The 22,822-nt window shown below is 55.2% G+C and carries 25 protein-coding genes; 8 read left to right on the forward strand and 17 right to left on the reverse strand.

Translation table 11 applies throughout. The features are described from left to right. The first annotated feature begins 41 nt into the window (after positions 1-41). Positions 42-560: a superoxide dismutase [Cu-Zn] SodC gene (gene sodC / locus C0560_RS09485; RefSeq protein WP_100780401.1), complete on the forward strand. Its 519-nt coding sequence runs from the start codon at positions 42-44 to the stop codon at positions 558-560. Here the strand turns inward: sodC and C0560_RS09490 are convergent. Genes C0560_RS09490 through C0560_RS09500 form a run of 3 tightly spaced genes read right to left on the reverse strand, consistent with a single transcriptional unit; the run spans position 539 to position 3,671 of the window. Further along, entirely contained in the window at positions 539-2,572 is a 2,034-nt protein-coding gene (locus tag C0560_RS09490) for an FUSC family protein (protein ID WP_248860091.1), read from the reverse strand. The two genes, sodC and C0560_RS09490, sit on opposite strands and share 22 nt — an antisense overlap. Beyond that, positions 2,572-3,432 carry an HlyD family secretion protein gene (locus C0560_RS09495; RefSeq protein WP_123428943.1) on the reverse strand — a complete coding sequence of 287 codons (861 nt, stop codon included), beginning with the start codon at positions 3,430-3,432 and terminating at the stop codon, positions 2,572-2,574. Before C0560_RS09495 ends, C0560_RS09490 begins: the two co-directional genes overlap by 1 nt. 2 nt (positions 3,433-3,434) lie before the next feature. Further along, the gene (locus tag C0560_RS09500; protein ID WP_100780398.1) at positions 3,435-3,671 is read right to left on the reverse strand and encodes a DUF1656 domain-containing protein; all 237 of its coding nucleotides are present in this window, start codon (positions 3,669-3,671) and stop codon (positions 3,435-3,437) included. A gap of 176 nt (positions 3,672-3,847) precedes the next feature. Between C0560_RS09500 and slyA the strand changes: the two genes are divergently transcribed. After that, positions 3,848-4,288: a transcriptional regulator SlyA gene (gene slyA / locus C0560_RS09505; RefSeq protein ID WP_100780397.1), complete on the forward strand. Its 441-nt coding sequence runs from the start codon at positions 3,848-3,850 to the stop codon at positions 4,286-4,288. 36 nt (positions 4,289-4,324) lie between these two features. Here the strand turns inward: slyA and C0560_RS09510 are convergent, their stop codons facing one another. Together C0560_RS09510 and slyB are read right to left on the reverse strand one after the other, a co-directional pair. Beyond that, positions 4,325-5,686: a GGDEF domain-containing protein gene (locus C0560_RS09510; RefSeq protein WP_248860092.1), complete on the reverse strand. Its 1,362-nt coding sequence runs from the start codon at positions 5,684-5,686 to the stop codon at positions 4,325-4,327. A 203-nt stretch (positions 5,687-5,889) separates the two neighbouring features. Beyond that, entirely contained in the window at positions 5,890-6,357 is a 468-nt protein-coding gene (gene slyB / locus C0560_RS09515; RefSeq protein WP_100780395.1) for an outer membrane lipoprotein SlyB, read from the reverse strand. A 255-nt stretch (positions 6,358-6,612) separates the two neighbouring features. On the opposite strand from slyB, the gene anmK reads away from it, so the two are divergent. From anmK to pdxY, 5 genes are all read left to right on the forward strand, one after another. After that, a complete protein-coding gene (anmK, locus tag C0560_RS09520; RefSeq protein WP_100780394.1) occupies positions 6,613-7,737 on the forward strand; it encodes an anhydro-N-acetylmuramic acid kinase in 1,125 nt (374 codons plus the stop codon). A gap of 95 nt (positions 7,738-7,832) precedes the next feature. Beyond that, the gene (gene mliC / locus C0560_RS09525; RefSeq protein ID WP_100780393.1) at positions 7,833-8,156 is read left to right on the forward strand and encodes a C-type lysozyme inhibitor; all 324 of its coding nucleotides are present in this window, start codon (positions 7,833-7,835) and stop codon (positions 8,154-8,156) included. 57 nt (positions 8,157-8,213) lie between these two features. Continuing rightward, the gene (pdxH, locus tag C0560_RS09530) at positions 8,214-8,870 is read left to right on the forward strand and encodes a pyridoxamine 5'-phosphate oxidase (RefSeq protein WP_123428937.1); all 657 of its coding nucleotides are present in this window, start codon (positions 8,214-8,216) and stop codon (positions 8,868-8,870) included. Between the two features lie 125 nt (positions 8,871-8,995). Next, entirely contained in the window at positions 8,996-10,270 is a 1,275-nt protein-coding gene (gene tyrS / locus C0560_RS09535) for a tyrosine--tRNA ligase (RefSeq protein WP_100780391.1), read from the forward strand. Between the two features lie 65 nt (positions 10,271-10,335). Next, positions 10,336-11,196, forward strand: coding sequence for a pyridoxal kinase PdxY (gene pdxY / locus C0560_RS09540; protein WP_181827793.1), 861 nt, complete (start codon positions 10,336-10,338; stop codon positions 11,194-11,196). A 49-nt stretch (positions 11,197-11,245) separates the two neighbouring features. Here the strand turns inward: pdxY and gstA are convergent, their stop codons facing one another. The 12 genes from gstA to blr form a co-directional block, all read right to left on the reverse strand. Further along, positions 11,246-11,851, reverse strand: a complete 606-nt coding sequence (gene gstA / locus C0560_RS09545; RefSeq protein ID WP_100780389.1) for a glutathione transferase GstA — start codon at positions 11,849-11,851, stop codon at positions 11,246-11,248. Positions 11,852-11,960: 109 nt separating this feature from the next. Further along, positions 11,961-13,469 carry a dipeptide/tripeptide permease DtpA gene (gene dtpA / locus C0560_RS09550; RefSeq protein ID WP_100780388.1) on the reverse strand — a complete coding sequence of 503 codons (1,509 nt, stop codon included), beginning with the start codon at positions 13,467-13,469 and terminating at the stop codon, positions 11,961-11,963. A gap of 620 nt (positions 13,470-14,089) precedes the next feature. Next, a complete protein-coding gene (nth, locus tag C0560_RS09555; protein WP_107703691.1) occupies positions 14,090-14,725 on the reverse strand; it encodes an endonuclease III in 636 nt (211 codons plus the stop codon). Then, on the reverse strand, positions 14,722-15,408 hold the full coding sequence (locus tag C0560_RS09560) for an electron transport complex subunit E (RefSeq protein ID WP_102103573.1): 687 nt from the start codon (positions 15,406-15,408) through the stop codon (positions 14,722-14,724). The genes nth and C0560_RS09560 overlap by 4 nt, the downstream gene beginning before the upstream one ends. Before the next feature lie 2 nt (positions 15,409-15,410). Further along, positions 15,411-16,031, reverse strand: a complete 621-nt coding sequence (rsxG, locus tag C0560_RS09565; protein WP_100780385.1) for an electron transport complex subunit RsxG — start codon at positions 16,029-16,031, stop codon at positions 15,411-15,413. Positions 16,032-16,041: 10 nt separating this feature from the next. Then, positions 16,042-17,094, reverse strand: a complete 1,053-nt coding sequence (gene rsxD / locus C0560_RS09570; RefSeq protein WP_100780384.1) for an electron transport complex subunit RsxD — start codon at positions 17,092-17,094, stop codon at positions 16,042-16,044. Next, positions 17,095-19,212, reverse strand: coding sequence for an electron transport complex subunit RsxC (rsxC, locus tag C0560_RS09575; RefSeq protein WP_248860094.1), 2,118 nt, complete (start codon positions 19,210-19,212; stop codon positions 17,095-17,097). Beyond that, positions 19,205-19,780: an electron transport complex subunit RsxB gene (gene rsxB / locus C0560_RS09580; RefSeq protein ID WP_100780382.1), complete on the reverse strand. Its 576-nt coding sequence runs from the start codon at positions 19,778-19,780 to the stop codon at positions 19,205-19,207. Before rsxB ends, rsxC begins: the two co-directional genes overlap by 8 nt. Continuing rightward, complete coding sequence (gene rsxA, locus C0560_RS09585; protein WP_100780381.1) at positions 19,780-20,361, reverse strand: electron transport complex subunit RsxA; 582 nt, start codon at positions 20,359-20,361, stop codon at positions 19,780-19,782. Before rsxA ends, rsxB begins: the two co-directional genes overlap by 1 nt. A gap of 76 nt (positions 20,362-20,437) precedes the next feature. Next, positions 20,438-20,878, reverse strand: coding sequence for a DUF2569 domain-containing protein (locus C0560_RS09590; RefSeq protein WP_100780380.1), 441 nt, complete (start codon positions 20,876-20,878; stop codon positions 20,438-20,440). A gap of 86 nt (positions 20,879-20,964) precedes the next feature. After that, on the reverse strand, positions 20,965-21,180 hold the full coding sequence (gene ydgT / locus C0560_RS09595; RefSeq protein ID WP_064325909.1) for a transcription modulator YdgT: 216 nt from the start codon (positions 21,178-21,180) through the stop codon (positions 20,965-20,967). Between the two features lie 228 nt (positions 21,181-21,408). Continuing rightward, positions 21,409-21,534 carry a division septum protein Blr gene (gene blr, locus C0560_RS09600; RefSeq protein ID WP_181827939.1) on the reverse strand — a complete coding sequence of 42 codons (126 nt, stop codon included), beginning with the start codon at positions 21,532-21,534 and terminating at the stop codon, positions 21,409-21,411. Between the two features lie 245 nt (positions 21,535-21,779). Here blr and C0560_RS09605 point away from each other — a divergent pair, with 245 nt between their 5' ends. Further along, complete coding sequence (locus C0560_RS09605) at positions 21,780-22,820, forward strand: oxidoreductase (protein ID WP_102103576.1); 1,041 nt, start codon at positions 21,780-21,782, stop codon at positions 22,818-22,820. Positions 22,821-22,822 lie beyond the last annotated feature (2 nt).

The raw sequence follows: 22,822 nt of genomic DNA on the forward strand, positions 1-22,822 counted from the left end.
TGGTCTAAACTTTAGGGGCAAATTAAACCCGAGGAGGTCATATGAAGCGTTTTGCTCTGGCAGTCGTGACGCTGGTTGTGTGCGCAGGTGCGCAGGCAGCCAGCGAAACCGTCGACATGAATCTCGTTACCTCACAAGGGATCGGCCAGTCCATCGGGACGGTGACGATTTCTGAAACCGACAAAGGGCTGAAATTTGCGCCCGATCTCAAAGCACTTCCTCCTGGTGAACATGGTTTTCACGTTCACGCTAAAGGCAGCTGTCAGCCTGCACTGAAAGAGGGTAAAGCCTCTGCGGCAGAAGCCGCTGGCGGCCACTTTGACCCTCATCAGACGGGCAAACACGAAGGTCCGGAAGGGCTAGGCCACGAGGGCGATCTGCCTGTGCTGGTGGTGAACAACGACGGAATAGCCACCGACCCCGTTGTGGCACCGCGTCTGAAAAAACTTGATGACATCAAAGGCAAGGCGCTGATGATTCACGTCGGCGGCGATAACATGTCCGATCAGCCTAAACCCTTGGGCGGTGGCGGCGCACGCTACGCCTGCGGCGTGATCTGATCGGTGATTGTCCCTGGCGGCGGGGCCTGTTCCAGCTGCGACAGAGAACAGTGTAAACGCCAGACAAGAGACGCTAAATCGCGCGCGGCCGGAAGGGGGTGGCGTGCGAGCGTCTCACTGATGCGCTGCAGCTCGGCAAGCGTGACCGCCAGCGGACGTTGCTGCACGCCTCGTTTGCTCATGACATCTCTCAGCAGAGAGATACAGATATCGCGCACCTGCGACAGCGGATCTGAGCGCGTTTCCCACGCTCGCAACTGCCACACCACATGCGAGCAGTTCAGCAGCACTACGCCCCAGCGCAGCAGCCAGCGGCGGGATAATTCGTCCTGACTGTTGTTCAGCTGGCTGACGTGATGATAAACCAGCGACTCGTACTCATTTTCACTCAGATGGGGTTTGCGGCTGAGCTGATCGACAAATCCCGCGCGCAACTCGCGAATGTGGCGTCGGCTTTTGCGCGCATCGGAGCCAGGACGCAGGACCGCAAACGCCAGCCAGGCCAGACCAACACCGAGGATTTTCGCCAGATTATCATTCAGAAAATCGGCGAAATCGTACACCGGTGGATTGGTGACAGAGATAAACGAACCCATAAAGACGATCAACTGCCCCCACAATCCGGCGAGTTTTGGCATCTGCAATTTCAGCAATTGCATGGTCGTGAGCAGCGGAAACAGGAACAGCAGGAACTGCCACAGATCGGTGACCTGCACCATCAGACCGAATTTCACCGCGAAACTGAACAGCGAGAGCAGCACCAGCGTGCGCAACAGCAGCGTGAGGGAGTTGAAGGGGGAAGCCGCTACCGAGTAAAGCACGCAGCTGATTGCCGCCAGAGTCAACGCCGCCGAGCCGGATTCCCACTGCGTCGTAATGCTCCAGGCGCCCACCAGCATCAGGGCGCAAAAGGTGCGAAATCCGCTCCAGAGCGCTTCGATATTATCCGTATGACGGGTCAGCGCCGGGCTGCCCGGCACCGCGAATTCGGTTATTGGCGTTGCTTCCTCAACGGCTCTGATCCAGCGGCTGCTGCGCAGATATAAACGACAGAAATAGAGCAGTCGCTGCCAGAAGGCGCGATGGCGGTAGTCAAACTCATCCGTCGGGGCGAGAGGGGCAACAATCCGCGCCACCGTAAGGATATCGGTTTGCGGGTTAGCGAGCGCCGCCAGCAGACGGTCGATCACTTCCCGCGTGTTTTCCGGCGGATTTGGCCAGTTGAGTAACATCCTGCGCAGGCCGGAGAGGGCGCTGGTCATCCTCAATTGCTGGTGAAGAAGATAGTTCAGCAACGTGTTCTGGCGACGAAAACGGTAATGGCTCCAGAACGCCTGAATACGCAGCAGGTTCATCGTCAGGATCTGCCCGATGACTTTCTCGTGGGCAAGGCGGATCGCGTCGCTGGAGTCAGGCTGCCAGAGTAAACTTGCGTGCTCAAGCAGGCGAGCATGCATGGTTTTCAGGGCGGTGATAAGTGTCGTTCCATCCGAGGTGCTGGGCAGAATCATCATCATCACGCCGCCGCAGAGGATACCGATGATCACTTCGCACACGCGTGCCTGAGCGATATCCCACAGCTCGGTGGTATCCAGAATGTTGACTACCGGAAAGGCGATAATCGCCGCCGTATAACCGGCGAGCTGGAACGCGTAGGCCACGTTGTTGGTAAAATGGGCGCAGGCCCAGGTACACAAGCCCAGCCAGCCGGCCATGCTCAGCAAAAAGAGCCAGGGATCGTTGAGCGTGTGCCCGGCGATAATCAGCGCCGCCGTGGCCCCCAGCAGGCTGCCCGCGACGCGCCCGAGGCTTTTACTGATCACCCCTCCGACGGTAGGAAAACTGACCACCGCCGCTGAGGTCATCGCCCAGTAAGGCTCATCCAGATTCAGATAATAAGCCACCGAAAGGGCCAGACACATGGCGATGCCGTTGCGCAGGGCATATCGCCACTGCGCAGGGGTTGCTTTGAACCACGGCATTTTGCGCCAGGAGAAAGCAGAGAGGTCCATCAGCGCGTTCCGATCGAGACGGTGCAGGTTGTGCCGGAGACCAGCGTGATGTCTGCCGGGAGTTTGTCGAACTCCACGCGGACCGGAACGCGCTGGGCGAGGCGCACCCACGGCACGTTAGGTTTGATGTCGGGCACAAGGCCGGAGTCGGTCTCGACACTCTGATCGTAAATGGCGCGACCAATGCTGGAGACGTGACCCTGTAACCGGGTGGAGCCGCTGTAAAGCGTGATCTGCGCCGGTGCGCCTTCCTGGATATGACGAAGCTTTGTCTCTTCGAAATAGCCGACAACGTAGAACGAGTGGCTGTCTACCAGCGCAAAGACCGGCTGCCCCTGAGTGGCGTAGTTCCCCTCGCGGGTGGAAAGATTGGTTACCCATCCGTCAACGGGTGCTTTAACGACCGTTTGCGTGAACTGCCACTGGGCTTGTTTCAGCGTGGCTTCTGCCACCTCAAGGCTGGCCTGCATAGCTTTGACGTTGATATTCGCGGTATCAAGATCTTCAGCAGAGATAAAATTTTGCGGCAGGTGGCGGCGGCGATTGGCTTCATTGTTGGCTTTCGCCAGGTCGGACTGCGCCTTTGCCAGCTGCGCCTGGGCGTTCAGTACCGCGATATGAAACGGTGTCTCATCGATGCGAAAGAGCACGTCTCCCGCCTTCACCCGCTGGTTATCCTTAACCAGCAAAGACGTAATGCTCCCGGAGACCTGCGGCGTAATGCTGACCTGCTCGGCGCGGACTTTGCCATCGCGCGTCCACGGCGACTGCATGTAAAAATTCCATAGCCACCAGCCCGCGACCAGTGCCAGAGCCAGAACCAACAGGCTGGAGAAATATTTAAGGGTTTTCAGCGACATATTCACCACGCAATCAACAGAGCCAGAGCGAGACAGACAGAAAGGGTAAACAGCGAAAGATCCATCAGCATGGGGTGCCAGATTTCGCCGGAGTACATCCAGTCGCGAAGCAGCCGGTGAGCCACAAGCCAGATCAGAAAGCCGAGCATAACGGCTTTGAAAATTGGGGGAAAATAGACAGACGCACCGACAATCAGGTCCTGAAGGGGTAACCCCGCGGAGCTAGTAGAGAACTTCACGAGCAGAGATCCTTTGCAGTGGTGAGGGGCCAGTGTTAACACAATGAAGTGTCTTCATTAAGTGTAAATGATCCGTTCGGAATTGATGAATGCAGTATTGCATTTGTTTTGCCAATATAAATGCTGCACACTATTCTAAAATCAGTATAATAACTTAGCAAGCTAATTATAAGGAGATGAAATTGGAATCGCCATTAGGTTCTGATCTGGCAAGGTTGGTACGCATCTGGCGTGCTCTGATTGACCATCGCCTGAAACCTCTGGAATTGACACAGACGCATTGGGTCACGCTGCATAACATTCATCAGTTGCCGCCCGATCAGTCACAAATTCAACTGGCCAAAGCGATTGGCATTGAGCAGCCATCTCTGGTGCGTACGCTCGATCAGCTGGAGGAGAAGGGGCTGATTTCCCGGCAAACCTGCGCCAGCGATCGCCGTGCTAAACGCATTAAACTGACGGAAAAGGCAGCGCCTATCATCACTGAGATGGAAGCGGTGATCAGCAAAACGCGGGGGGAGATCCTTTCCGGGATTTCACCGGCCGAGCTGGAACAGCTGATTGATATGATTGCTCGCCTTGAGCAAAACATCAATGAGCTGCAAACCCGCGACTGACGTCATGACAAAGCCTTGCATCGCAAGGCTTTCTTTTTAGCGGTACACCACCACCCGGTTGCGCCCCGTCTCTTTAGCCTCATACATCGCCTTATCCGCACGCTCGACACACTCTTCAGCTGTAACCGCAGATGACGTCGCGGTATACACGCCCATGCTGATAGTGATTTGCTCCGGAAGCTGTCCGTGGGTGGTTTCACGATCGAAACTGCTCAGCAGGATACGGATCCGCTCGGCCACCTGGCGTGCCGCCTCTGACGGGGTATTCGCCAGCAGCAAGACAAACTCTTCGCCGCCAATGCGTGCGGCAATATCCTGAGGACGTACCGAATCCATCAGCAGATTGGCAACAAACTGCAGCACTTTGTCGCCTTGCAGGTGACCGTAGGTGTCATTGATGCGCTTGAAGCGATCGAGATCGCTGACAATCACCGACACGGGTTTACTGGCGCTGGTGGTTCTGAGCAAATGGTTCAAGGATTCGTAGAAGTAGCTGCGGTTGTAGAGACGCGTCAGGGCATCGTGAATCGAGTTCTGATAAGACTGCTGATATTTCAGATGGGAATCGCGGTAGAGACTGAAGACATCGTGCAGCAGGGTAAAAATAATCAGCAACGTGGCGGTCGTTTCAAACAGACGCGAGCTGTACCAGGCAAATCCCCCCACATAATCACTGGCAAACAGGGTGACCAGCGTAATCATATAGCAGACACACAAAAAGCTGCCGCTGACCCAAAATTCATTACGCAGACGCGTGATGACCAGCATGGTGATTAATGTGACAATCCAGAAAATAATCAGAATGAGATTAATCACTTGATTCCATAATATTGTCACCTGCCGGGTGTCATCACTGACAAGATCTATCGAAAGTAATGTGCTGTGGCTCGAATATATCCACGCAAGAGTAATCATTGAAACGGTAAACAGAAATAAACAGATAATAATTATTACATGTACACGGCGCGGTAATACATGATGGCGCAGAGTGTAAAGTACCGCCGCGCATGTGATCAGGAAGGCCATCATCACGTTGCGGAACATGAAGAAAATCATCGCGTCGTTATAATTAATGCGATGCAGGCCGAACGAGGTGAGCCACGCCGGGAAGCTGCTCAGCGTCCCCAGCATCAGCACCGCGGAGCCCGCGAAGGCAAAGGCGATGGCGAGCAGGAAAATCCGGTTTTTATCGCACCAGTATTTCATCAGCATAAAAAAGGCAATAAACAGATGAAAGACTAAAAGAAATATCGTTAGCGTAGGAAAAATTAATGGCGAAAGGCTCGAAATAATACTCTCTGTTTTTAAATAAAGAGTATGTAATATTCCATAAAAGACCAGACAGGCAAGCAAGAAGGAAACGTAGCGGTTTCCCAGATATCGGTGTATCACGATCATACGGTTGTTAACTGACAGATAATACTTTATTAAGAAAAGAAGATGAGCGCGGAGGATAATGTAATGAGAGATGAAATACTTTGCGCGGGAACAAGAGAAGGGGAAGTAATTAATTCACACGATGAATATGTTTTAGCGGATTAATTAATCGGAATGCATCCAAGAGTAATGGATGTGACCCTGAGGCCACATCCATTATGGAATTAGCGTGGGGATACAGTCACCTGGCTACCGTTGCTTGCCAGGACCACACGTTGGCCGCTAGCAAACTGGGTTTTACCCTGTTTCTGCACAACCATGATGGTGTTGCCGTCGTCTTTACGGATTTCCAGCTCAACGCCCTGGGTTTTGTTCATTGAACCCTGAACACCCTGACCCGCTACGCCACCCGCAACAGCACCTGCGGCAGTCGCCAGAGAACGTCCGGTTCCACCACCGACGGTGTTACCCAGGAAGCCACCCAGCACAGCACCACCAATCGCGCCAATCACGTTGTTGTCATCGCCACCCTGGATCTGAACCGGGCGAACGTTAACAACAGTACCGTAAGTGACGTTCTGAACTTGTTTGGCTTCGGAGGCGGTGTAAACGTCACCCGAAAGGGAATCGTTATTCACGCAGCCAGCCAGTGTTAAACCAATCAGTGAAACGCCCAGTACACGTAAAATCATTTGAATCTCCTGTTCACCAACAACGCTCAAACTGAGCATCCGTTATGGCTAAATTATATGGCATTGAGAGCCATAGATCATATCTTTGCACTAACAATAGGAAAATTGTACTTGAATTTGACTTAACGAGACATAAACGGAAGAGGCGGGGTGCTTGAGATCGGACATTGTTAAAAAATATTAGCCGGTCATAGAAATACCCCTTCATTTATGGTGGAGTGGTGACCCCAAGCCCAGATAACCTAAGGAAAGCGCATGAAATCGGGTCGTTATATCGGTGTCATGTCAGGCACCAGTCTTGACGGAGTCGATGTTGTCCTTGCCGCAATTGATGAAAACATGGTGGCGCAGCAGGCAAGCCTGAGCTGGCCGATTCCCGTTGAACTGAAAGAAGCGATTCTGAGTATTTGCCAGGGACAGCAGCTGACCCTTTCGCAACTGGGGCGGCTCGATGTGCAGCTGGGATCGCTGTTTGCCGATGCGGTGCTGGCTCTCATGCAACAGGAAAATCTTCAGCCAAAGGACATCGTGGCGATTGGCTGTCATGGGCAAACCGTGTGGCACGAACCGCTTGGCGACGCGCCGCATTCGATGCAAATTGGCGATAATAACCAGATCGTCGCCAAAACCGGTGTGACGGTCGTGGGGGATTTCCGCCGTCGCGACATCGCCCTTGGCGGGCAGGGCGCGCCGCTGGTTCCTGCGTTTCACCAGGCGCTGCTGGCACATCCGGATGAACGCCGCATGGTGCTGAACATTGGTGGCATCGCCAATTTGTCGATGCTCATTCCTGGGCGACCGGTGCGCGGTTACGATACCGGGCCAGGCAATATGCTGATGGACGCCTGGATCTGGCGTCAGCGTGGCAAAGCGTACGACAAAGACGCGCAGTGGGCGTGCGAGGGAAAAGTCATTATTCCACTGCTGCAAACGATGCTGAGCGATCCTTATTTCGCCGCGCCTGCGCCAAAAAGTACGGGGCGCGAATATTTCAATTACGGCTGGCTTGAGCGCCAGCTGGCGCAGTTCCCGGCGCTGGCCCCGCAGGATGTGCAGGCGACGCTGGTGGAGCTGACGGCAATCTCGATTTCGGAGCAAGTCCTGCTGAGCGGCGGCTGTGAGCGACTGCTGGTGTGCGGCGGTGGCAGCCGAAATCCGCTGGTGATGGCGCGCCTCGCCGGGCTGTTACCGGGAACCGAGGTGACCACTACCGATGCGGCAGGCATCAGCGGCGACGATATGGAAGCCCTGGCCTTCGCCTGGCTTGCCTGGCGCACGGTCGCCGGTCTACCGGGGAATCTGCCTTCCGTTACCGGTGCGCGCGAAGCCAGCGTGCTGGGCGCGATTTTTCCGGCCAATCCGCGGCATAATCAGAGTTAACTGAATTCCAGCCCTGCCCGTTGCCGTTAAAATCGAAAGGAATACAGGAGGGTGACTTCACCCTCCATGACCAGGATAGTCTTCGGAACAGGCTCATGAAAAAACTTCTTCTTACGTTTGCCCCTCTCTTACTCGCGGGCTGTAGCTACTACAACCAGGTTGTCGATCGCCTTAATACCGACACCCTCGAGTATCGCTGTGATGAAAAACCACTGACCGTGAAGCTCAATAATCCGCGTCAGGAAGCCAGTTTCATCTACGACAATAAAATGCTGAACCTGAAACAGGGTATGTCCGCCTCCGGCGCGCGCTACACGGACGGGATCTACGTATTCTGGTCCAAAGGTGACGATGCCACCGTCTACAAACGCGACCGCGTAGTGCTCAACAATTGCGTGCTGCAAAATCCGAAGCGTTGAGATTTTTACAGGGGCGGCGCACAATAGCGCCACCCAATTCTAATTTCAGCTAACGCCATGTCAGATAACGATGAATTGCAGCAAATTGCGCATCTGCGCCGTGAGTACACCAAAGGCGGCCTGCGTCGCCAGGATCTTCCCGCTGAACCCCTCGTACTTTTTGAGCGCTGGCTGAAACAGGCCTGTGAGGCCAAACTGGCCGATCCGACCGCGATGGTCGTCGCCACCGTCGATGAGAACGGCCAGCCCTATCAGCGTATCGTCCTGCTGAAACATTACGACGAAAAAGGGCTGGTGTTTTATACCAACCTCGGCAGCCGTAAAGCTCACCATCTGGAAAACAATCCGCGCATCAGCCTGCTGTTCCCGTGGCATATGCTGGAGCGTCAGGTGATGGTGACAGGGAAAGTCGAACGCCTCTCAACGCTCGAAGTGCTGAAATATTTCCACAGCCGTCCTCGCGACAGCCAGATTGGCGCCTGGGTCTCGAAACAATCGAGCCGCATTTCGGCACGCGGCGTGCTGGAGAGCAAATTCCTCGAGCTAAAACAAAAATTCCAGCAGGGCGAAGTGCCTTTGCCAAGCTTCTGGGGCGGTTTCCGCGTCCCCATCGAGCAGATGGAGTTCTGGCAGGGGGGCGAACACCGTCTGCATGACCGCTTTTTATACCAGCGCGACAACGCCGCGTGGAAAATCGACCGACTGGCCCCGTAATCCTCGAAATTTGTTGTTTTAAGCGCTAGCGCTGGATGGGCTGGCGCTTTATTCTATGTCTCTTTCGCGCTAGGCGAAAAGTCGTGTACCGACAGAGGTGCAGTCGTTTATACATGGAGAATTTGATGGCAAGCAGTAACTTGATTAAACAATTGCAAGAGCGGGGCCTGGTGGCCCAGGTGACGGACGAAGTAGCGTTAGCAGAGCGACTGGCGCAAGGCCCGATCGCGCTCTATTGCGGCTTCGATCCCACCGCTGACAGCTTGCACTTGGGGCATCTTGTTCCATTGTTATGCCTGAAACGCTTCCAGCAAATGGGCCACAAGCCTGTGGCGCTGGTGGGTGGTGCAACCGGTCTGATTGGTGACCCAAGCTTTAAAGCCGCCGAGCGTAAACTGAATACGGAAGATACCGTGCAGGAGTGGGTGGACAAAATTCGCAAGCAGGTTGCGCCATTCCTCGACTTCGATTGCGGTGAAAACTCTGCGATTGCTGCCAACAACTACGACTGGTTTGGCAACATGAACGTGCTGACCTTCCTGCGTGATATCGGCAAGCACTTCTCCGTTAATCAGATGATCAACAAAGAAGCGGTGAAGCAGCGTCTGAACCGTGACGATCAGGGCATCTCCTTTACCGAGTTCTCCTACAACCTGCTGCAGGGTTATGACTTCGCCTGTCTGAACAAACTGCACGGCGTGGCGCTGCAGATTGGTGGCTCTGACCAGTGGGGCAACATCACGTCCGGTATCGACCTGACGCGTCGTCTGCATCAGAACCAGGTATTCGGTCTGACCGTACCGCTTATCACCAAAGCTGATGGCACCAAGTTTGGTAAAACCGAAGGCGGCGCAGTCTGGCTGGATCCGAAGAAAACCAGCCCGTACAAATTCTACCAGTTCTGGATCAACACCGCCGATGCGGACGTTTATCGCTTCCTGAAGTTCTTCACTTTCATGGACATCGAAGAGATCAATGCTCTGGAAGAAGAAGACAAGAACAGCGGTAAAGCGCCTCGCGCACAGTACGTGCTGGCCGATCAGGTCACCAGCCTGGTTCACGGTGAAGAAGGTCTGGCGGCGGCGAAACGCATCACTGCCAGTCTGTTCAACGGCACCCTGAGCGATCTGAGCGTGGAAGATTTCGAGCAGTTGGCGCAGGATGGTGTGCCAATGGTTGAGATGGAAAAGGGCGCCGATCTGATGCAGGCGCTGGTCGATTCCGAGCTGCAGCCGTCCCGTGGTCAGGCGCGTAAGACCATCGCCTCCAATGCCATCACCATCAACGGTGAGAAGCAGGCCGATCCGGAATACACCTTCGCAGAAAGCGATCGTCTGTACGGGCGCTACACCCTGCTGCGTCGCGGTAAGAAGAATTACTGTCTGGTTTGCTGGAAGTAATCACAAGTGTTTGAGGGGCGTGGGAAACCACGCCCCTTTATTTTTTCAGGGTTGTGGTAAGAAAAATGAATAACATCCTCGCCATTCAGTCCCACGTTGTATTTGGCCATGCCGGCAATAGCGCCGCAGAGTTCCCGATGCGTCGCCTTGGGGCCAACGTCTGGCCGCTCAACACCGTTCAGTTCTCCAATCACACACAATACGGTAAATGGACAGGCTGCGTGCTGCCTGCATCGCATTTGACGGAGATTGTGCAGGGTATCGCAGATATCGATCAGCTAAAGCGCTGTGACGCCGTTTTAAGCGGATATCTGGGATCGGCGGAGCAGGGCGAACATATCCTGGGGATCGTTCGTCAGGTTAAAGCGGCGAACCCGTCGGCCAAATTTTTCTGCGATCCGGTGATGGGCCATCCGGAAAAAGGGTGCATCGTGGCGCCGGGTGTGGCGGAGTTTCATGTGCGTCATGCGATGCCGGCAAGCGATATCATCGCGCCAAATCTCATCGAACTGGAAATTCTCTGCGAGCATCCGGTGAACAGCATTGAAGAAGCCGTGACAGCGTCACGTGAGCTGATAGCTCAGGGACCGGAGATTGTGCTGGTAAAACATCTGGCGCGCGCGGGGTTTAGCCCGGACCGCTTTGAAATGCTGCTGGTGACGAAAGATGACGCCTGGCATATCAGCCGTCCGCTGGTGGACTTTGGTGCTCGCCAGCCGGTGGGCGTGGGTGATGTGACGAGTGGTTTACTGCTGGTGAAACTGTTGCAGGGCGCATCTCTGCGCGACGCGCTGGAGCATGTGACCGCAGCGGTCTATGAAATCATGATCGCGACGAAACAGATGGATGAGTATGAGTTGCAGGTCGTGGCGGCGCAGGAGCGTATTGCGAAGCCGGAGCACTACTTTAGCGCGACGCAGCTTTAAAAACAGTGCCCGGCAAGCGCGCAGCGCCGCCGGGCAATGCAGAGATATCTTAGTTCAACCCTTCCGCTTTCAGCGCCGCCGCCACGCCCGGACGTGCCGCCATGCGTTCCATATACGACGCAATATGGCTTAATCCTTCCATATTCAGCTTCACTGCCCGCGCCCAGCGCAGAACCGTAAACAGATAAGCGTCAGCAATGGTAAAGCGCTGGCCGCAAATCCACTGATCGTCTTTCAGGGCGTCATTAACGTACTGCAGTTTTTTCTCCAGCAGGGCACGAACGGTGGGTTTGTACTCTTCAGGGGTGTCCGGACGGAACAGCGGCGTGAAGCCTTTGTGCAGCTCAGTCGCGATGTAGTTCAGCCACTCGAGGGTTTTATAGCGGGAAATGCTGCCCGTCGGTGCCAGCAGATGGCGATCGGGTACTGAATCGGCCAGGAACTGCATAATGGCGACGCCTTCAGTGAGCAACGTGCCGTCGTCCAGCGCCAGAGCCGGAACCTGTCCTTTCGGGTTAATCGCGAAATAATCCTCGCCATTCTCCAGACGCTTTTTCATCAGGTCGACGCTATCGAGCGTGAAATCCTTGCCGCTCTCGCGCAGGGTGATGTGTGAAGCAAGAGAGCATGCGCCTGGTTTGTAGAACAGTTTCATCGGTAACTCCTTTTTGCTGAGATTAAGGCCATGGTAATGCGCGGCAGAATAAAAAAAAAGCCGCTAACGCACAGTTAGCGGCTTCTCTTCAGTCGTTTCCCGATGACAATTACGCGGTAGCGGTATCCGTCGCTTTAGCGGTTTTGTCGTCGTCCTGGGTCATACGATTCAGTTTAGGTGCAGTCAGCAGCATCAGCACGGCGATAATTGCGGTGGCGATACCGATCTGCATGAATACGCGACCGTACACTTCCAGGGAGACCAGAGGGTCGGTGACGTTTTCCGGAACGGCCATCAGGTTTGCAATTTTACCTGCGATGATAGCGGCACCCGCAGTAGTCAGGAACCAGCTACCCATGATGAAGCCCATCAGACGCTGTGGAACCAGCTGTGCAACCATTGCCAGGCCAAGACCTGAGATCATCAGCTCGCCGATAGACTGCAGCGCGTAGCTCAGAATCAGCCAGTTAACAGACACGATACCCGCGTCGGTCGCGAACTTGGTGCCCAGCGGCAGTACCAGGAATGCGCCAGAGCACAGCACCATACCGATGGCGAATTTGTGCGGCATCGGCAGACGGTCGCCCATCTTGTTGTAGATAGCGGCCAGAATCGGGCTACCAATCATGATCCAGAACGGGTTCAGAGCCTGGAACTGCTCAGGTTCGAACGCGATACCCAGAATGGCGTGCTCAACGTTACGAATGGCGAAGAAGTTCAGGGAGGTTGGCATCTGGCTGTACAGCACGAAGAAGACAATCGCCTGCAGCATCAGAATGAAGGCCACAATCATCTTACGACGCGCAGCGCCCTGCATAGCGAACGCTTCTTTCGCGAAGATGCAGATGATACCCAGAGCAACCACGCCCAGTACCGCGCGAGCAACGCCCTGGTTGTGCAGCAGCCAGGTGGCGATGGTGGCGAGGATCACGACGCCCACGATAGTCGCCAGCAGTTTGCCCATGTGAACCGGTTCGAAGTCAGGTTTAGAGCCGTAGTCTTTGACCCAGCGTTTGCAGAAGGCAAAGTTAACCACGGTGATCAGCATACCGACAACGGAGAGTGAGAACGCTACGCTCCAGCCGAACTTCGCTGCCAGCCACGGTGTTGCCAGCATAGAGAAGAAGGAACCGATGTTCACCGACATGTAGTACATGGTGAATGCACCGTCGAGACGCGGGTCATCTTTGCTGTAGCAGGTAGAAAGCAGGGAGGACGGGTTTGCTTTGAACAGCCCGTTACCAACGGCAATTGTCGCCATACCCATGTAGACAACCGCAGCATCGTGACCGGACCACGCAACCAGCGCATAGCCGACAGCCAGAACGATGGCGCCGAGCATGATCACGCGTTTGGTGCCAAGAACTTTATCGCCTAACCAGCCGCCGACAGCGACCAGGCCGTAAACCAGTGCACTGAAAGAGGAGAACAGCGTGATGGAATCCGCTTCGGACATACCCAGTTGTTTAACCAGGTAAACAGCCATAATCCCTTGCAGGCCGTAAAAGCCAAAACGCTCCCATAACTCGATAGAGAAGATGAGATAGAACGCTTTAGGCTGTTTGAAAGCGTTTAAACTTACGCTCTCTTCTGTTGGTTTATTGTTTGCAGTAGACACATATACCTCTTTTTTTACATCCCATATTAACGGGGGTGTTCATAGCGTAATTGACCGGAGTCCATTCGCCTTATAGTTATATTGGGAGGGGAAACGGCGGGTAATGTTCACTATCCTGACCCATCTGGCAAGGTGTTTGTAATACTCTGTTACATATAACCAGAGTGGTATAATACGCGGGTCAGACAAATGTTATTTAGCGTTAAATCTTTCAGCATGAGAATTGGTGGTTTTTTTCACTGCTGAGACCCGTAAAAAAGGGCTGTATGGCGATATGTTCTGCTATATGGTCATTGTGGTAGTGATATGGTCCATATTCTGAAAATCAACTGGTTTAATCTGTTGTGAACGATCGGTCATAGCTTGTTCGCGCAAGGGCTTAGTGGGTTTTTATATACAAAAATCCAACATGACGTTATCAGAGTGATCGCGATCATAGATGTATAGAAAATTTCGCTGACGAAAAAACAATTAACCTGCCAGGGTGTTAATGAACCGAACAATCAAGAGGTCTGAAAGTGAACGAAGCGGATAATAAATGGGCAAAAGGAAGGTTTACGGTTAGACCTTCCTTTAGTAAGGGATTGATATACTGAGCAGAGGAGGCAGGTGACGGAAAGTCAGGCGTACACTTTCTCTTTATATTCGCATAAATCTTCGATAAGACACGAACCGCAGCGGGGTTTACGGGCGATACAGGTATAACGTCCGTGCAGGATCAGCCAGTGGTGGCAATCCACCTTAAACTCCGCCGGCACCACCTTCAGCAGCTTTTCTTCGACCTGTTCGACGTTCTTACCCGGTGCGAAATTCGTGCGGTTACAGACGCGGAAAATATGCGTATCCACGGCAATGGTCGGCCAGCCGAAAGCGGTATTGAGCACCACGTTGGCGGTTTTACGCCCCACGCCAGGCAGCGCTTCCAGCGCGGCTCTGTCTTCCGGCACTTCGCCGCCGTGCTGTTCCAGCAGGATGCGGCAGGTTTTAATCACGTTCTCGGCCTTGCTGTTAAACAGACCAATGGTTTTGATGTACGACTTCACGCCGTCCACGCCCAGCTCCAGCATCGCCTGCGGCGTATTGGCTACAGGGTAGAGCTTCGCCGTCGCTTTGTTGACGCTCACGTCGGTGGCCTGGGCGGAGAGCAGCACCGCGATCAGCAGCTCAAAAGGGGAGTTGAAATTCAGCTCCGTTGTCGGATGCGGGTCGTTATCACGCAGACGAGTCAGGATCGTGATGCGTTTCTCTTTATTCATACAGCCTTCTCAGGGAGTCCTTCCTGCACGCTACGCTCGGCGGCGCGGCGTTTACGTTTCTCATCAATGAGGTATTTTAACGCCAGCATCATACCAAGGCCAATAAATGCGCCCGGCGGCAGCATCGCCAGCAGGAACGGCGTATCCGTGTGAAAGACTTCAATACGCAGGGACTTCGCCCAGCCGCCCAGCAGTGCGTCAGCGCCGTCAAACAGGGTACCGTTACCGAGGATCTCACGCATCGAGCCCAGCACAAACATCGCGCAGGTGGCACCCATACCGATGGCAAAGCCATCCAGCGCCGAGATCAGCGGATCGTTTTTCACAGCGAAAGCTTCCGCGCGGCCCACAACGATACAGTTGGTCACAATCAGCGGAATAAAAATCCCCAGCGACTGATAAAGGCCGAACGCGTAGGCGTTGATCAGCATCTGCACGATACTCACCACCGAGGCGATGATCATCACGTAAATCGGAATACGAATCTCTGAGGGCGTCCAGCGACGCAGGGCCGAGATCGACAGGTTGGTCAGGGTCAGCACCAGCGTGGTCGCCAGTCCAAGGCCGAGGGCGTTCGTGGCAGTGGATGTCACCGCCAGCAGCGGGCACATCCCCAGCAGCTGGACCAGCGCGGAGTTGTTCTTCCAGAGACCCTGGACAATAACCTCTTTAACCTGGCTCATGATTACTCCTCACAGGCGGGAAGATTGTTGATTTGCGCAGGCAGCGTTTCGGCGTACAGCCCCGCGCGTTTCACCGCATTCACCACGGCGCGTGGCGTGATGGTCGCGCCGGTAAACTGGTCGAACTCACCGCCGTCTTTTTTGACTGCAAAGGCGGTGTCATTCTCACCATGAATCACTTTTCCGGCAAAATGTAAAATCCAGTCGCTGAGGCGAAGCTCGATTTTATCCCCCAGCCCTGGCGTTTCGTGGTGCTGCGTCACACGGGTGCCGAGAACCGTACCAGAGAAGTCGGTGCCGACCAGCAGTTGAATCGCGCCAGAGTAGCCGTCCGGTGCGGTCGCTTCCATCACGGCACCCACGGCGGTATCCCCTTTACGGGCGATGAAAACGCGGTGTTCACCTTTGCCTAACTGCGGCGCCTGCACGATAAAGCAGCTTTTCTGCAGGTCATTATCGTAGAAATCTGACGGGATCACCTGATCGAACAGCGCCTTTTGCTGTTTCGATGCCTGTTCATCAATCGTCGTTTTGGTCATTTCATTCACCAGCGCGGTCAGCCCCGTCAGGGCAGCGGCGAAGATCGCCAGCGTCACGCCGTGTTTTTGCATTGTTTTCAGCATGGCGAATCCCTTAGCGGTGGCCATACACGCGAGGACGCGTGTAGTAGTCGATGAGCGGCACCGTGATATTGGCCAGCAGTACGGCGAACGCTACGCCATCCGGATAGCCGCCAAAACTGCGGATCAGCCAGACCAGCAGCCCCGCCAGCGCGCCAAAAATGAGGCGTCCACGGTTGGTGGTCGATGCGGTCACCGGGTCGGTCAGAATAAAGAAGGCGCCCAGCATGGTTGCGCCGGAGAGCAGATGCATCTGCGGGCTTGGCAGCGGCTCGGACGAGAACATCCAGCCGAGCGTGGCACAGATCGTCAGCGTCACCAGGAAGCTCACCGGAATGTGCCAGCGAATCGTCTTCTTCCACAGCAGGAACACGCCGCCCAACAGATAGGCGATATTAACCCATTGCCAGCCAGCGCCCGCCAGCACGCCGCTGTAGATTGGGTACGCCATGATCTGCTCAACGCTGTGACCGGCATGCAACGACGTTTTAAAGGTATCGAGCGGCGTCGCCTGGCTGATACCATCCACGCCCATGCGCAGGGTGGTCATGTCGCCACCCGTTGCCGTGTGGCCGGTGAAGATCACCTGAAGCGCATCCATAAATCCCGGTACCGTTGCGGCAATCTCGTGCGGCGGCAGCCAGCTGGTCATCTGCACCGGGAAGGAGATCAGCAAGACCACATAGCCGATCATCGCCGGGTTAAACGGGTTATGCCCCAGGCCGCCGTACAGCTGTTTGGCAATAATGACCGCGAAAACGGTACCCAGCACCACCATCCACCAGGGTGAAAACGGCGGAATACTGATCGCCAGTAACAGACCGGTGAGCAGGGCTGAGTTATCGGCGAGAATGCGGGGAACAGGCATTTTTCGAAGCTTAAGCACCAGCGCTTCGGCGGCCAGCGCACTGACGCAGCCGAGGACAATCTGAAACAGCGTCCCCCAGCCAAAAAACCAGAACTGCACGGCAATGCCCGGTAAGGCCGCCAGGCAGACCAGCATCATAATGCGCGACGTCTGGCGCTGGTTATGGGTGTAAGGGGAACTTGCGATTCTGAAAACCATTTAATCCTCGTTTACTGCCTGCTGTGCGGCTTTCTTAGCCTGAACGCGTGCAATCGCGGCGGCGACTGCGGCTTTGCGTGGGTCGTCATTGGCGGCGGGTTCGGGGTCCTGCTGGGCCGCTTTACGCGCTTTGGCGCGAGCAATGGCGGCTTCAACGGCGGCTTTGCGCGGATCGACAGGCGGTTCCTGCTCGACGCTCTTTTCCTGTTGCTCCGCTTTACGCGCTTTGGCGCGGGCAATGGCGGCCTCAACGGCGGCTTTGCGCGGATCGACAGGCGGTTCCTGCTCGACGCTCTTGTCCTGTTGCTCCGCTTTGCGCGCTTTGGCGCGGGCAATGGCGGCCTCAACGGCGGCTTTGCGCGGATCGACAGGCGGTTCCTGCTCGACGCTCTTGTCCTGTTGCTCCGCTTTACGCGCTTTGGCGCGAGCAATCGCTGCCTCAACGGCGGCTTTACGCGGATCGCTCTCAGCGTTCGGCTGTGCGTCCTGGGCTTTTTCTGCCTGACGGGCGCGGGCCTGCGCTTTTCGCGCTTCACGTGCGGCGATGGCTTCGCTGTTGTCTGGTTTTTCACCGGCCGGTATGATCACCGGCTGTGCGGCAGAGGCTTTCTTCTCACGCACCCGCGCCAGCGCGGCGTTAATGGCATCCTGATCTTTTTCAGCTGGCTGAACGGCAGCCTTTTTATGACGTTCCTGACGCGCCAGTTTCTCACGCTCAAGACGCGCCTGACGCGCTTCAAAGCGGGCTTTGGCTTCGGCGGCACGTTTGTCTTCCAGCGAAATGGCGTAGATCTCGGCTTTTTCCTGGCGGAAATACTGCACCAGCGGAATGCTGCTTGGGCAGACCCAGGCGCAGGCCCCGCACTCAATGCAGTCGGCCAGATTGTGGGCTGTGGCTTTATCGTGCAGCTGGCCTTTGCTGAACCAGTACAACTGCTGCGGCAGCAGATCGGCCGGACAGGCGTCGGCGCAGGCGCTACAGCGGATACAGCCTTTTTCTTCCTGCTCTTCACCCATCTCGCTTGCGGACGGGGCCAGCAGACAGTTGGTGATTTTGACGACCGGAACGTCCAGCCAGGGCAGGGTAAAGCCCATCAGCGGCCCGCCCATGATGACCATTTGATCGCTGCCCGGACAGAACCCGGCCTGCTCCAGCAAATGACGCACCGGCGTACCCAGCCGCGCCCAGACGTTACCCGGCTGCGAAACGGACTCGCCGGTGAGCGTCACTACGCGTTCGGTCAACGGTTCCCCGTCGATCACCGCGCGTTTCACCGCGTAAGCCGTACCGACGTTCTGCATCAGCACGCCAATGTCAGAAGAGCGGCCGCCGTGCGGAACCTGTTTCCCAGTCAGAATTTGCGTCAGCTGTTTTGCGCCGCCGGACGGGTATTTAGTGGGAATAACGCGCAGGCCAATGTCGTGGCTGCCCGCCAGCACCGCACGCAGCATGGAGATCGCCTGCGGCTTGTTATCTTCAATGCCGATCAGCACTTCGCGCGGCTGCAAAATATGGGCAAGGATGCGAATCCCTTCGACGACCTGCGCGGCGCAGTCCTGCATCAGGCGGTCATCAGCGGTGATGTAAGGCTCGCACTCTGCGGCGTTGATAATCAGGGTCTGAATTTTATCGCCACCACCGCGCAGTTTGGTGCCGGTCGGGAAGCCTGCGCCGCCAAGACCGGCCACGCCGAACTGGTGGATGCGCTCGATCAGGGCTTCGCGGCTCTGGGCGCGGTAATCGCTCCAGCCGTCACGGTCGATCCAGCGGTCTTCACCGTCCGGCTCGATCATGACGCTTAATTCGGCCAGTGCCGAAGGGTGGGGAACCGTGTGGGGGGCAATCGCCACCACTTTCCCGGAGGTCGGTGCGTGGACCGGGAGCATACGCCCGCGTCCAAAGGTCAGTTGCTGACCGCGCAGCACATTGTCACCGACTTTCACGCACAGCTCGCCTTCCGCACCGATGTGCTGTTTCAGCGGCATGACGAACCGGTTTGCTAACGGGATCTGGCGCAGCGGCGTGCCGCTGGACTGGGTTTTCATCTCTGGCGGATGAATCCCGCCGTCGAAATCCCAAATCTTCTCTTTTCTGAACGCAGAAAATAACTTAAACATGGTGTTCCACAGGAATTATACGAACCGGAATGGTTTGAAGATCCCACTTCCAGCTGTCGGGAGTCGTTTCGACCGGACGCAGCTCGATGCATTGCGTCGGGCAGGGGGCCACACAAAGATTGCAGCCCGTACAGAGATCCGCCATCACGGTGTGCATCGCGCGAGTTGCGCCAACAATGGCGTCCACCGGGCAGGCCTGAATACACTTGGTACAGCCGATGCAGTTTTCTTCGTCGATGACCGCCAGCACGCGCGCAGGCTCTTGCGCGCTCTCGTCGCCATCAACAGGCTGCGGATCGACGTTAAGCAGCGCCGCGATTTTTAACATCACGGCTTCGCCACCCGGCGCACAGCGGTTAATTTTTTCACCGTTGCCTACCGCCTCAGCATAGGGACGGCAGCCAGGATAGCCGCATTGCCCACACTGGCTTTGCGGCAGGAGGTCATCGATTTTTTCGACGACAGGATCGCCTTCAACCGCAAAACGGCGCGAGGCGTAACCCAGAATAATGCCAAAAAACAGCCCCAACACGCTGATGGCGGCGATGGCAATCCAGATAGCATTCATTACAACTTCACCAGACCACTGAAGCCCATAAAGGCCAGAGACATCAAACCCGCGGTGACCAGTGCAATGGCGTTACCGCGAAAAGGCGCCGGAATATCGGCAGCGGCCATGCGTTCACGAATAGAGGCAAACAGCACCATGACCAGCGAGAAACCGACCGCCGCGGAGAAACCGTACAGGGCCGATTGCAGGAAATTATGCCCAAGGTTGATGTTGAGCAGCGCCACGCCGAGCACGGCGCAGTTGGTGGTAATCAGCGGCAGGAAAATGCCGAGCAGGCGATAGAGCGCCGGGCTGGTTTTGCGCACCACCATTTCCGTAAACTGCACCACAAAGGCAATCACGAGAATAAACGCCAGCGTGCGCAGATAGATCAGGCCGAGGGGGATCAATATCCAGGTATCAATCCACCATGCGCAAATAGAGGCCAGTGTCATCACGAAGGTGGTTGCCAGTCCCATGCCCATTGCGGTTTCCAGCTTTTTGGAAACCCCCATGAACGGGCACAGGCCAAGGAACTTCACCAGCACGAAGTTATTCACCAGCACAGTTCCGACAAAGAGCAGTAAGTAATCGGTCATTATTTAGCCTGAAATAAAAAAGCCGCCTATTATCGGATAAACCACAACGGGCGACAACAGGATAACTGTAGGGTTATTACGGGTTCACGAAGGTCTTTTTGACCCGGGCGGAACGCCTGAAGTAGGGTGCGAAGAGCGCAGCGGCCAGCAGCGGGAACAGCAGCTGGCGCACAGCCAGTAAGTCTGAAACCGGTGAAAAGGCAAAGGCCTTGATCGCCAACAGCACGGAGATCAGCAGCCAGATAATATAGTGCTTAGGCACTTTCTGACGGCGTTTAAAGAACGCAATGGTCAGCCAAAGGGTGTAATACCACATGGCAATGGCAAAACCGAAGGAGATAAACCACAGCGCAATATTCATTGTGCTCTGGGAGGTCAGATTCTTAAGCGCATACGGCGTCACGAGAGCCGTTGTATACAGCAGCAGCGCAAGCGATGCGCTTAACAAAGCCACCAGTAACCAGGCGAGCGGGGCGAGTAACCAGCCTCCGATTTTTTCTCCAGGCGATGCGGTCATGTTATCTCCCTCAGTCTGCACGAAATGATACCCGGCAAATTTACCGGGGCGTGAGTATATAACATTTCGCGCCGATGGCTACCGTCTTACAGCACGTAGCGCCAAACTGATTTAGGGACTTCGCCGATATTGAACAAACGACCGCCGGAAACCAGCTCTGCGCGACGATGATCGGCAGCGCGGTACATATTGATGATGTCCTGATTATCGGTCAGCGTGTAGTTCAAATGATCAAACAGTTTTTCCAGGCTCTCGAGAGAACTGATCTTGCGAAATTTTAATAAATAATCCTGAACTGTCATTTAATAAGCTTCCATTTTTAAAAGTAAATTTTATCAGTAGGGTAATTCGCTCGAATAATAAACGGATAAATAAAGACGTAAACAACCCACTTAAGGGTTAAGACTAAATTAGGAGTTTTCTTTGAAAGTTTTAGGCGTCGGACGACGCCTGCAGAAGAAGGTTAACTCTGATGACCGTGGCTGGCAACCGGCAACTGACAGGATATGTCACTCTTTTGCCAGCAGAACTTATTTGGTCTGAGACGCCGCAACCGGTTCTGGTGGCTGGTAGTTATCAATATGGCTGGCAACGCCGAGTAAAATGACGGAAACACCCAGGACAACCCATCCTGCTAATTCAACGATTCGATTGATAATTGACGTCATGATTCTTGTTTGTGATTTATCCATAAATACAGATTGAGAATGTTACAGCGCGATTTCCGCTATCGCAAGTCCTTTGGGAACGGTTTCTCTGTATGAATTCAGCAGGTTATATAATTGTAACAAAGACCGCTGGTCAGTCGTGCTGTTTTACTTTTTGTAATCCATTACAAAACGGTTGTGACAGGCTTGTTGATAGTGTGAAATGAGTGAAAGACAAGACGAGAGGCAACGACATGAGTGACAAAATCCGCGTCGGATTAATTGGTTATGGTTATGCGAGCAAGACGTTTCACGCACCGCTGATTGCCGGTACGCCTGGAATGGAGCTGGCGGCAGTTTCAAGCAGCGATGCGTCGAAAGTGCATGCCGACTGGCCTGCGGTTCCGGTAGTGTCTGAACCTAAGCACCTGTTTAACGATCCGAATATCGATTTAATCGTCATCCCCACGCCAAACGACACCCACTTCCCGCTGGCGAAAGCGGCGCTGGAAGCGGGTAAGCATGTGGTGGTGGATAAGCCCTTTACCGTGACGCTGTCTCAGGCACGCGAGCTGGACGCGTTGGCAAAAAGTCTGGGACGTCTGCTGTCGGTATTCCACAACCGTCGCTGGGACAGTGATTTCCTCACACTTAAGGCGCTGATGAACGAAGGGACGCTGGGTGAAGTGGCGTACTTCGAATCCCATTTCGATCGTTTCCGCCCACAGGTACGTAACCGCTGGCGCGAGCAGGCCGGTCCGGGCAGCGGTATCTGGTACGATCTGGCCCCGCATTTGCTGGATCAAGCGGTGAATCTGTTTGGTCTGCCGGTCAGCGTGACGGTCGATCTGGCGCAGCTGCGCCCGGGCGCACAGGCCACGGACTATTTCCACGCGATTTTGACCTATCCGCAGCGTCGTGTGGTGCTGCACGGCACCATGCTGGCGGCGGCCGAATCTGCGCGCTATATCGTGCACGGTACGCGCGGGAGCTACGTGAAGTTTGGTCTGGACCCGCAGGAAGACCGTCTGAAAAACGGCGAACGCCTGCCGCAGGAAGACTGGGGCTACGATATGCGTGACGGCGTGTTAACGCGTGTCGAAGGGGAGGAGCAGGTGCAGGAAACCTGGCTGACCCTGCCGGGGAACTATCCGGCCTATTATGCGGCGATCCGCGATGCCCTGAACGGCACGGGTGAAAACCCGGTTCCGGCAAGCCAGGCGATTCAGATTATGGAACTGATTGAGCTGGGCATCGAATCAGCGAAACACCGCTCGACGCTCTGTCTGGCGTAATA

Origin of the sequence: Lelliottia sp. AC1 (assembly GCF_023278595.1) — a bacterium.
GTDB classification, from domain to species: domain Bacteria; phylum Pseudomonadota; class Gammaproteobacteria; order Enterobacterales; family Enterobacteriaceae; genus Enterobacter; species Enterobacter nimipressuralis.

What these genes read in the sequence shown, in the direction of transcription:
- pdxY (WP_181827793.1), top strand. Translation starts at nt 10,336, where the DNA reads ATGAATAACATCCTCGCCATTCAGTCCCACGTTGTATTTGGCCATGCC.
- tyrS (WP_100780391.1), top strand. Translation starts at nt 8,996, where the DNA reads ATGGCAAGCAGTAACTTGATTAAACAATTGCAAGAGCGGGGCCTGGTG.
- rsxG (WP_100780385.1), bottom strand. Translation starts at nt 16,031, where the DNA reads ATGCTGAAAACAATGCAAAAACACGGCGTGACGCTGGCGATCTTCGCC.
- anmK (WP_100780394.1), top strand. Translation starts at nt 6,613, where the DNA reads ATGAAATCGGGTCGTTATATCGGTGTCATGTCAGGCACCAGTCTTGAC.
- sodC (WP_100780401.1), top strand. Translation starts at nt 42, where the DNA reads ATGAAGCGTTTTGCTCTGGCAGTCGTGACGCTGGTTGTGTGCGCAGGT.
- C0560_RS09605 (WP_102103576.1), top strand. Translation starts at nt 21,780, where the DNA reads ATGAGTGACAAAATCCGCGTCGGATTAATTGGTTATGGTTATGCGAGC.
- C0560_RS09560 (WP_102103573.1), bottom strand. Translation starts at nt 15,408, where the DNA reads ATGAGCCAGGTTAAAGAGGTTATTGTCCAGGGTCTCTGGAAGAACAAC.
- ydgT (WP_064325909.1), bottom strand. Translation starts at nt 21,180, where the DNA reads ATGACAGTTCAGGATTATTTATTAAAATTTCGCAAGATCAGTTCTCTC.
- gstA (WP_100780389.1), bottom strand. Translation starts at nt 11,851, where the DNA reads ATGAAACTGTTCTACAAACCAGGCGCATGCTCTCTTGCTTCACACATC.
- slyB (WP_100780395.1), bottom strand. Translation starts at nt 6,357, where the DNA reads ATGATTTTACGTGTACTGGGCGTTTCACTGATTGGTTTAACACTGGCT.
- C0560_RS09590 (WP_100780380.1), bottom strand. Translation starts at nt 20,878, where the DNA reads ATGACCGCATCGCCTGGAGAAAAAATCGGAGGCTGGTTACTCGCCCCG.
- nth (WP_107703691.1), bottom strand. Translation starts at nt 14,725, where the DNA reads ATGAATAAAGAGAAACGCATCACGATCCTGACTCGTCTGCGTGATAAC.
- C0560_RS09490 (WP_248860091.1), bottom strand. Translation starts at nt 2,572, where the DNA reads ATGGACCTCTCTGCTTTCTCCTGGCGCAAAATGCCGTGGTTCAAAGCA.
- slyA (WP_100780397.1), top strand. Translation starts at nt 3,848, where the DNA reads ATGAAATTGGAATCGCCATTAGGTTCTGATCTGGCAAGGTTGGTACGC.
- rsxC (WP_248860094.1), bottom strand. Translation starts at nt 19,212, where the DNA reads ATGTTTAAGTTATTTTCTGCGTTCAGAAAAGAGAAGATTTGGGATTTC.
- rsxD (WP_100780384.1), bottom strand. Translation starts at nt 17,094, where the DNA reads ATGGTTTTCAGAATCGCAAGTTCCCCTTACACCCATAACCAGCGCCAG.
- C0560_RS09495 (WP_123428943.1), bottom strand. Translation starts at nt 3,432, where the DNA reads ATGTCGCTGAAAACCCTTAAATATTTCTCCAGCCTGTTGGTTCTGGCT.
- C0560_RS09510 (WP_248860092.1), bottom strand. Translation starts at nt 5,686, where the DNA reads ATGATCGTGATACACCGATATCTGGGAAACCGCTACGTTTCCTTCTTG.
- rsxA (WP_100780381.1), bottom strand. Translation starts at nt 20,361, where the DNA reads ATGACCGATTACTTACTGCTCTTTGTCGGAACTGTGCTGGTGAATAAC.
- rsxB (WP_100780382.1), bottom strand. Translation starts at nt 19,780, where the DNA reads ATGAATGCTATCTGGATTGCCATCGCCGCCATCAGCGTGTTGGGGCTG.
- pdxH (WP_123428937.1), top strand. Translation starts at nt 8,214, where the DNA reads ATGTCAGATAACGATGAATTGCAGCAAATTGCGCATCTGCGCCGTGAG.
- mliC (WP_100780393.1), top strand. Translation starts at nt 7,833, where the DNA reads ATGAAAAAACTTCTTCTTACGTTTGCCCCTCTCTTACTCGCGGGCTGT.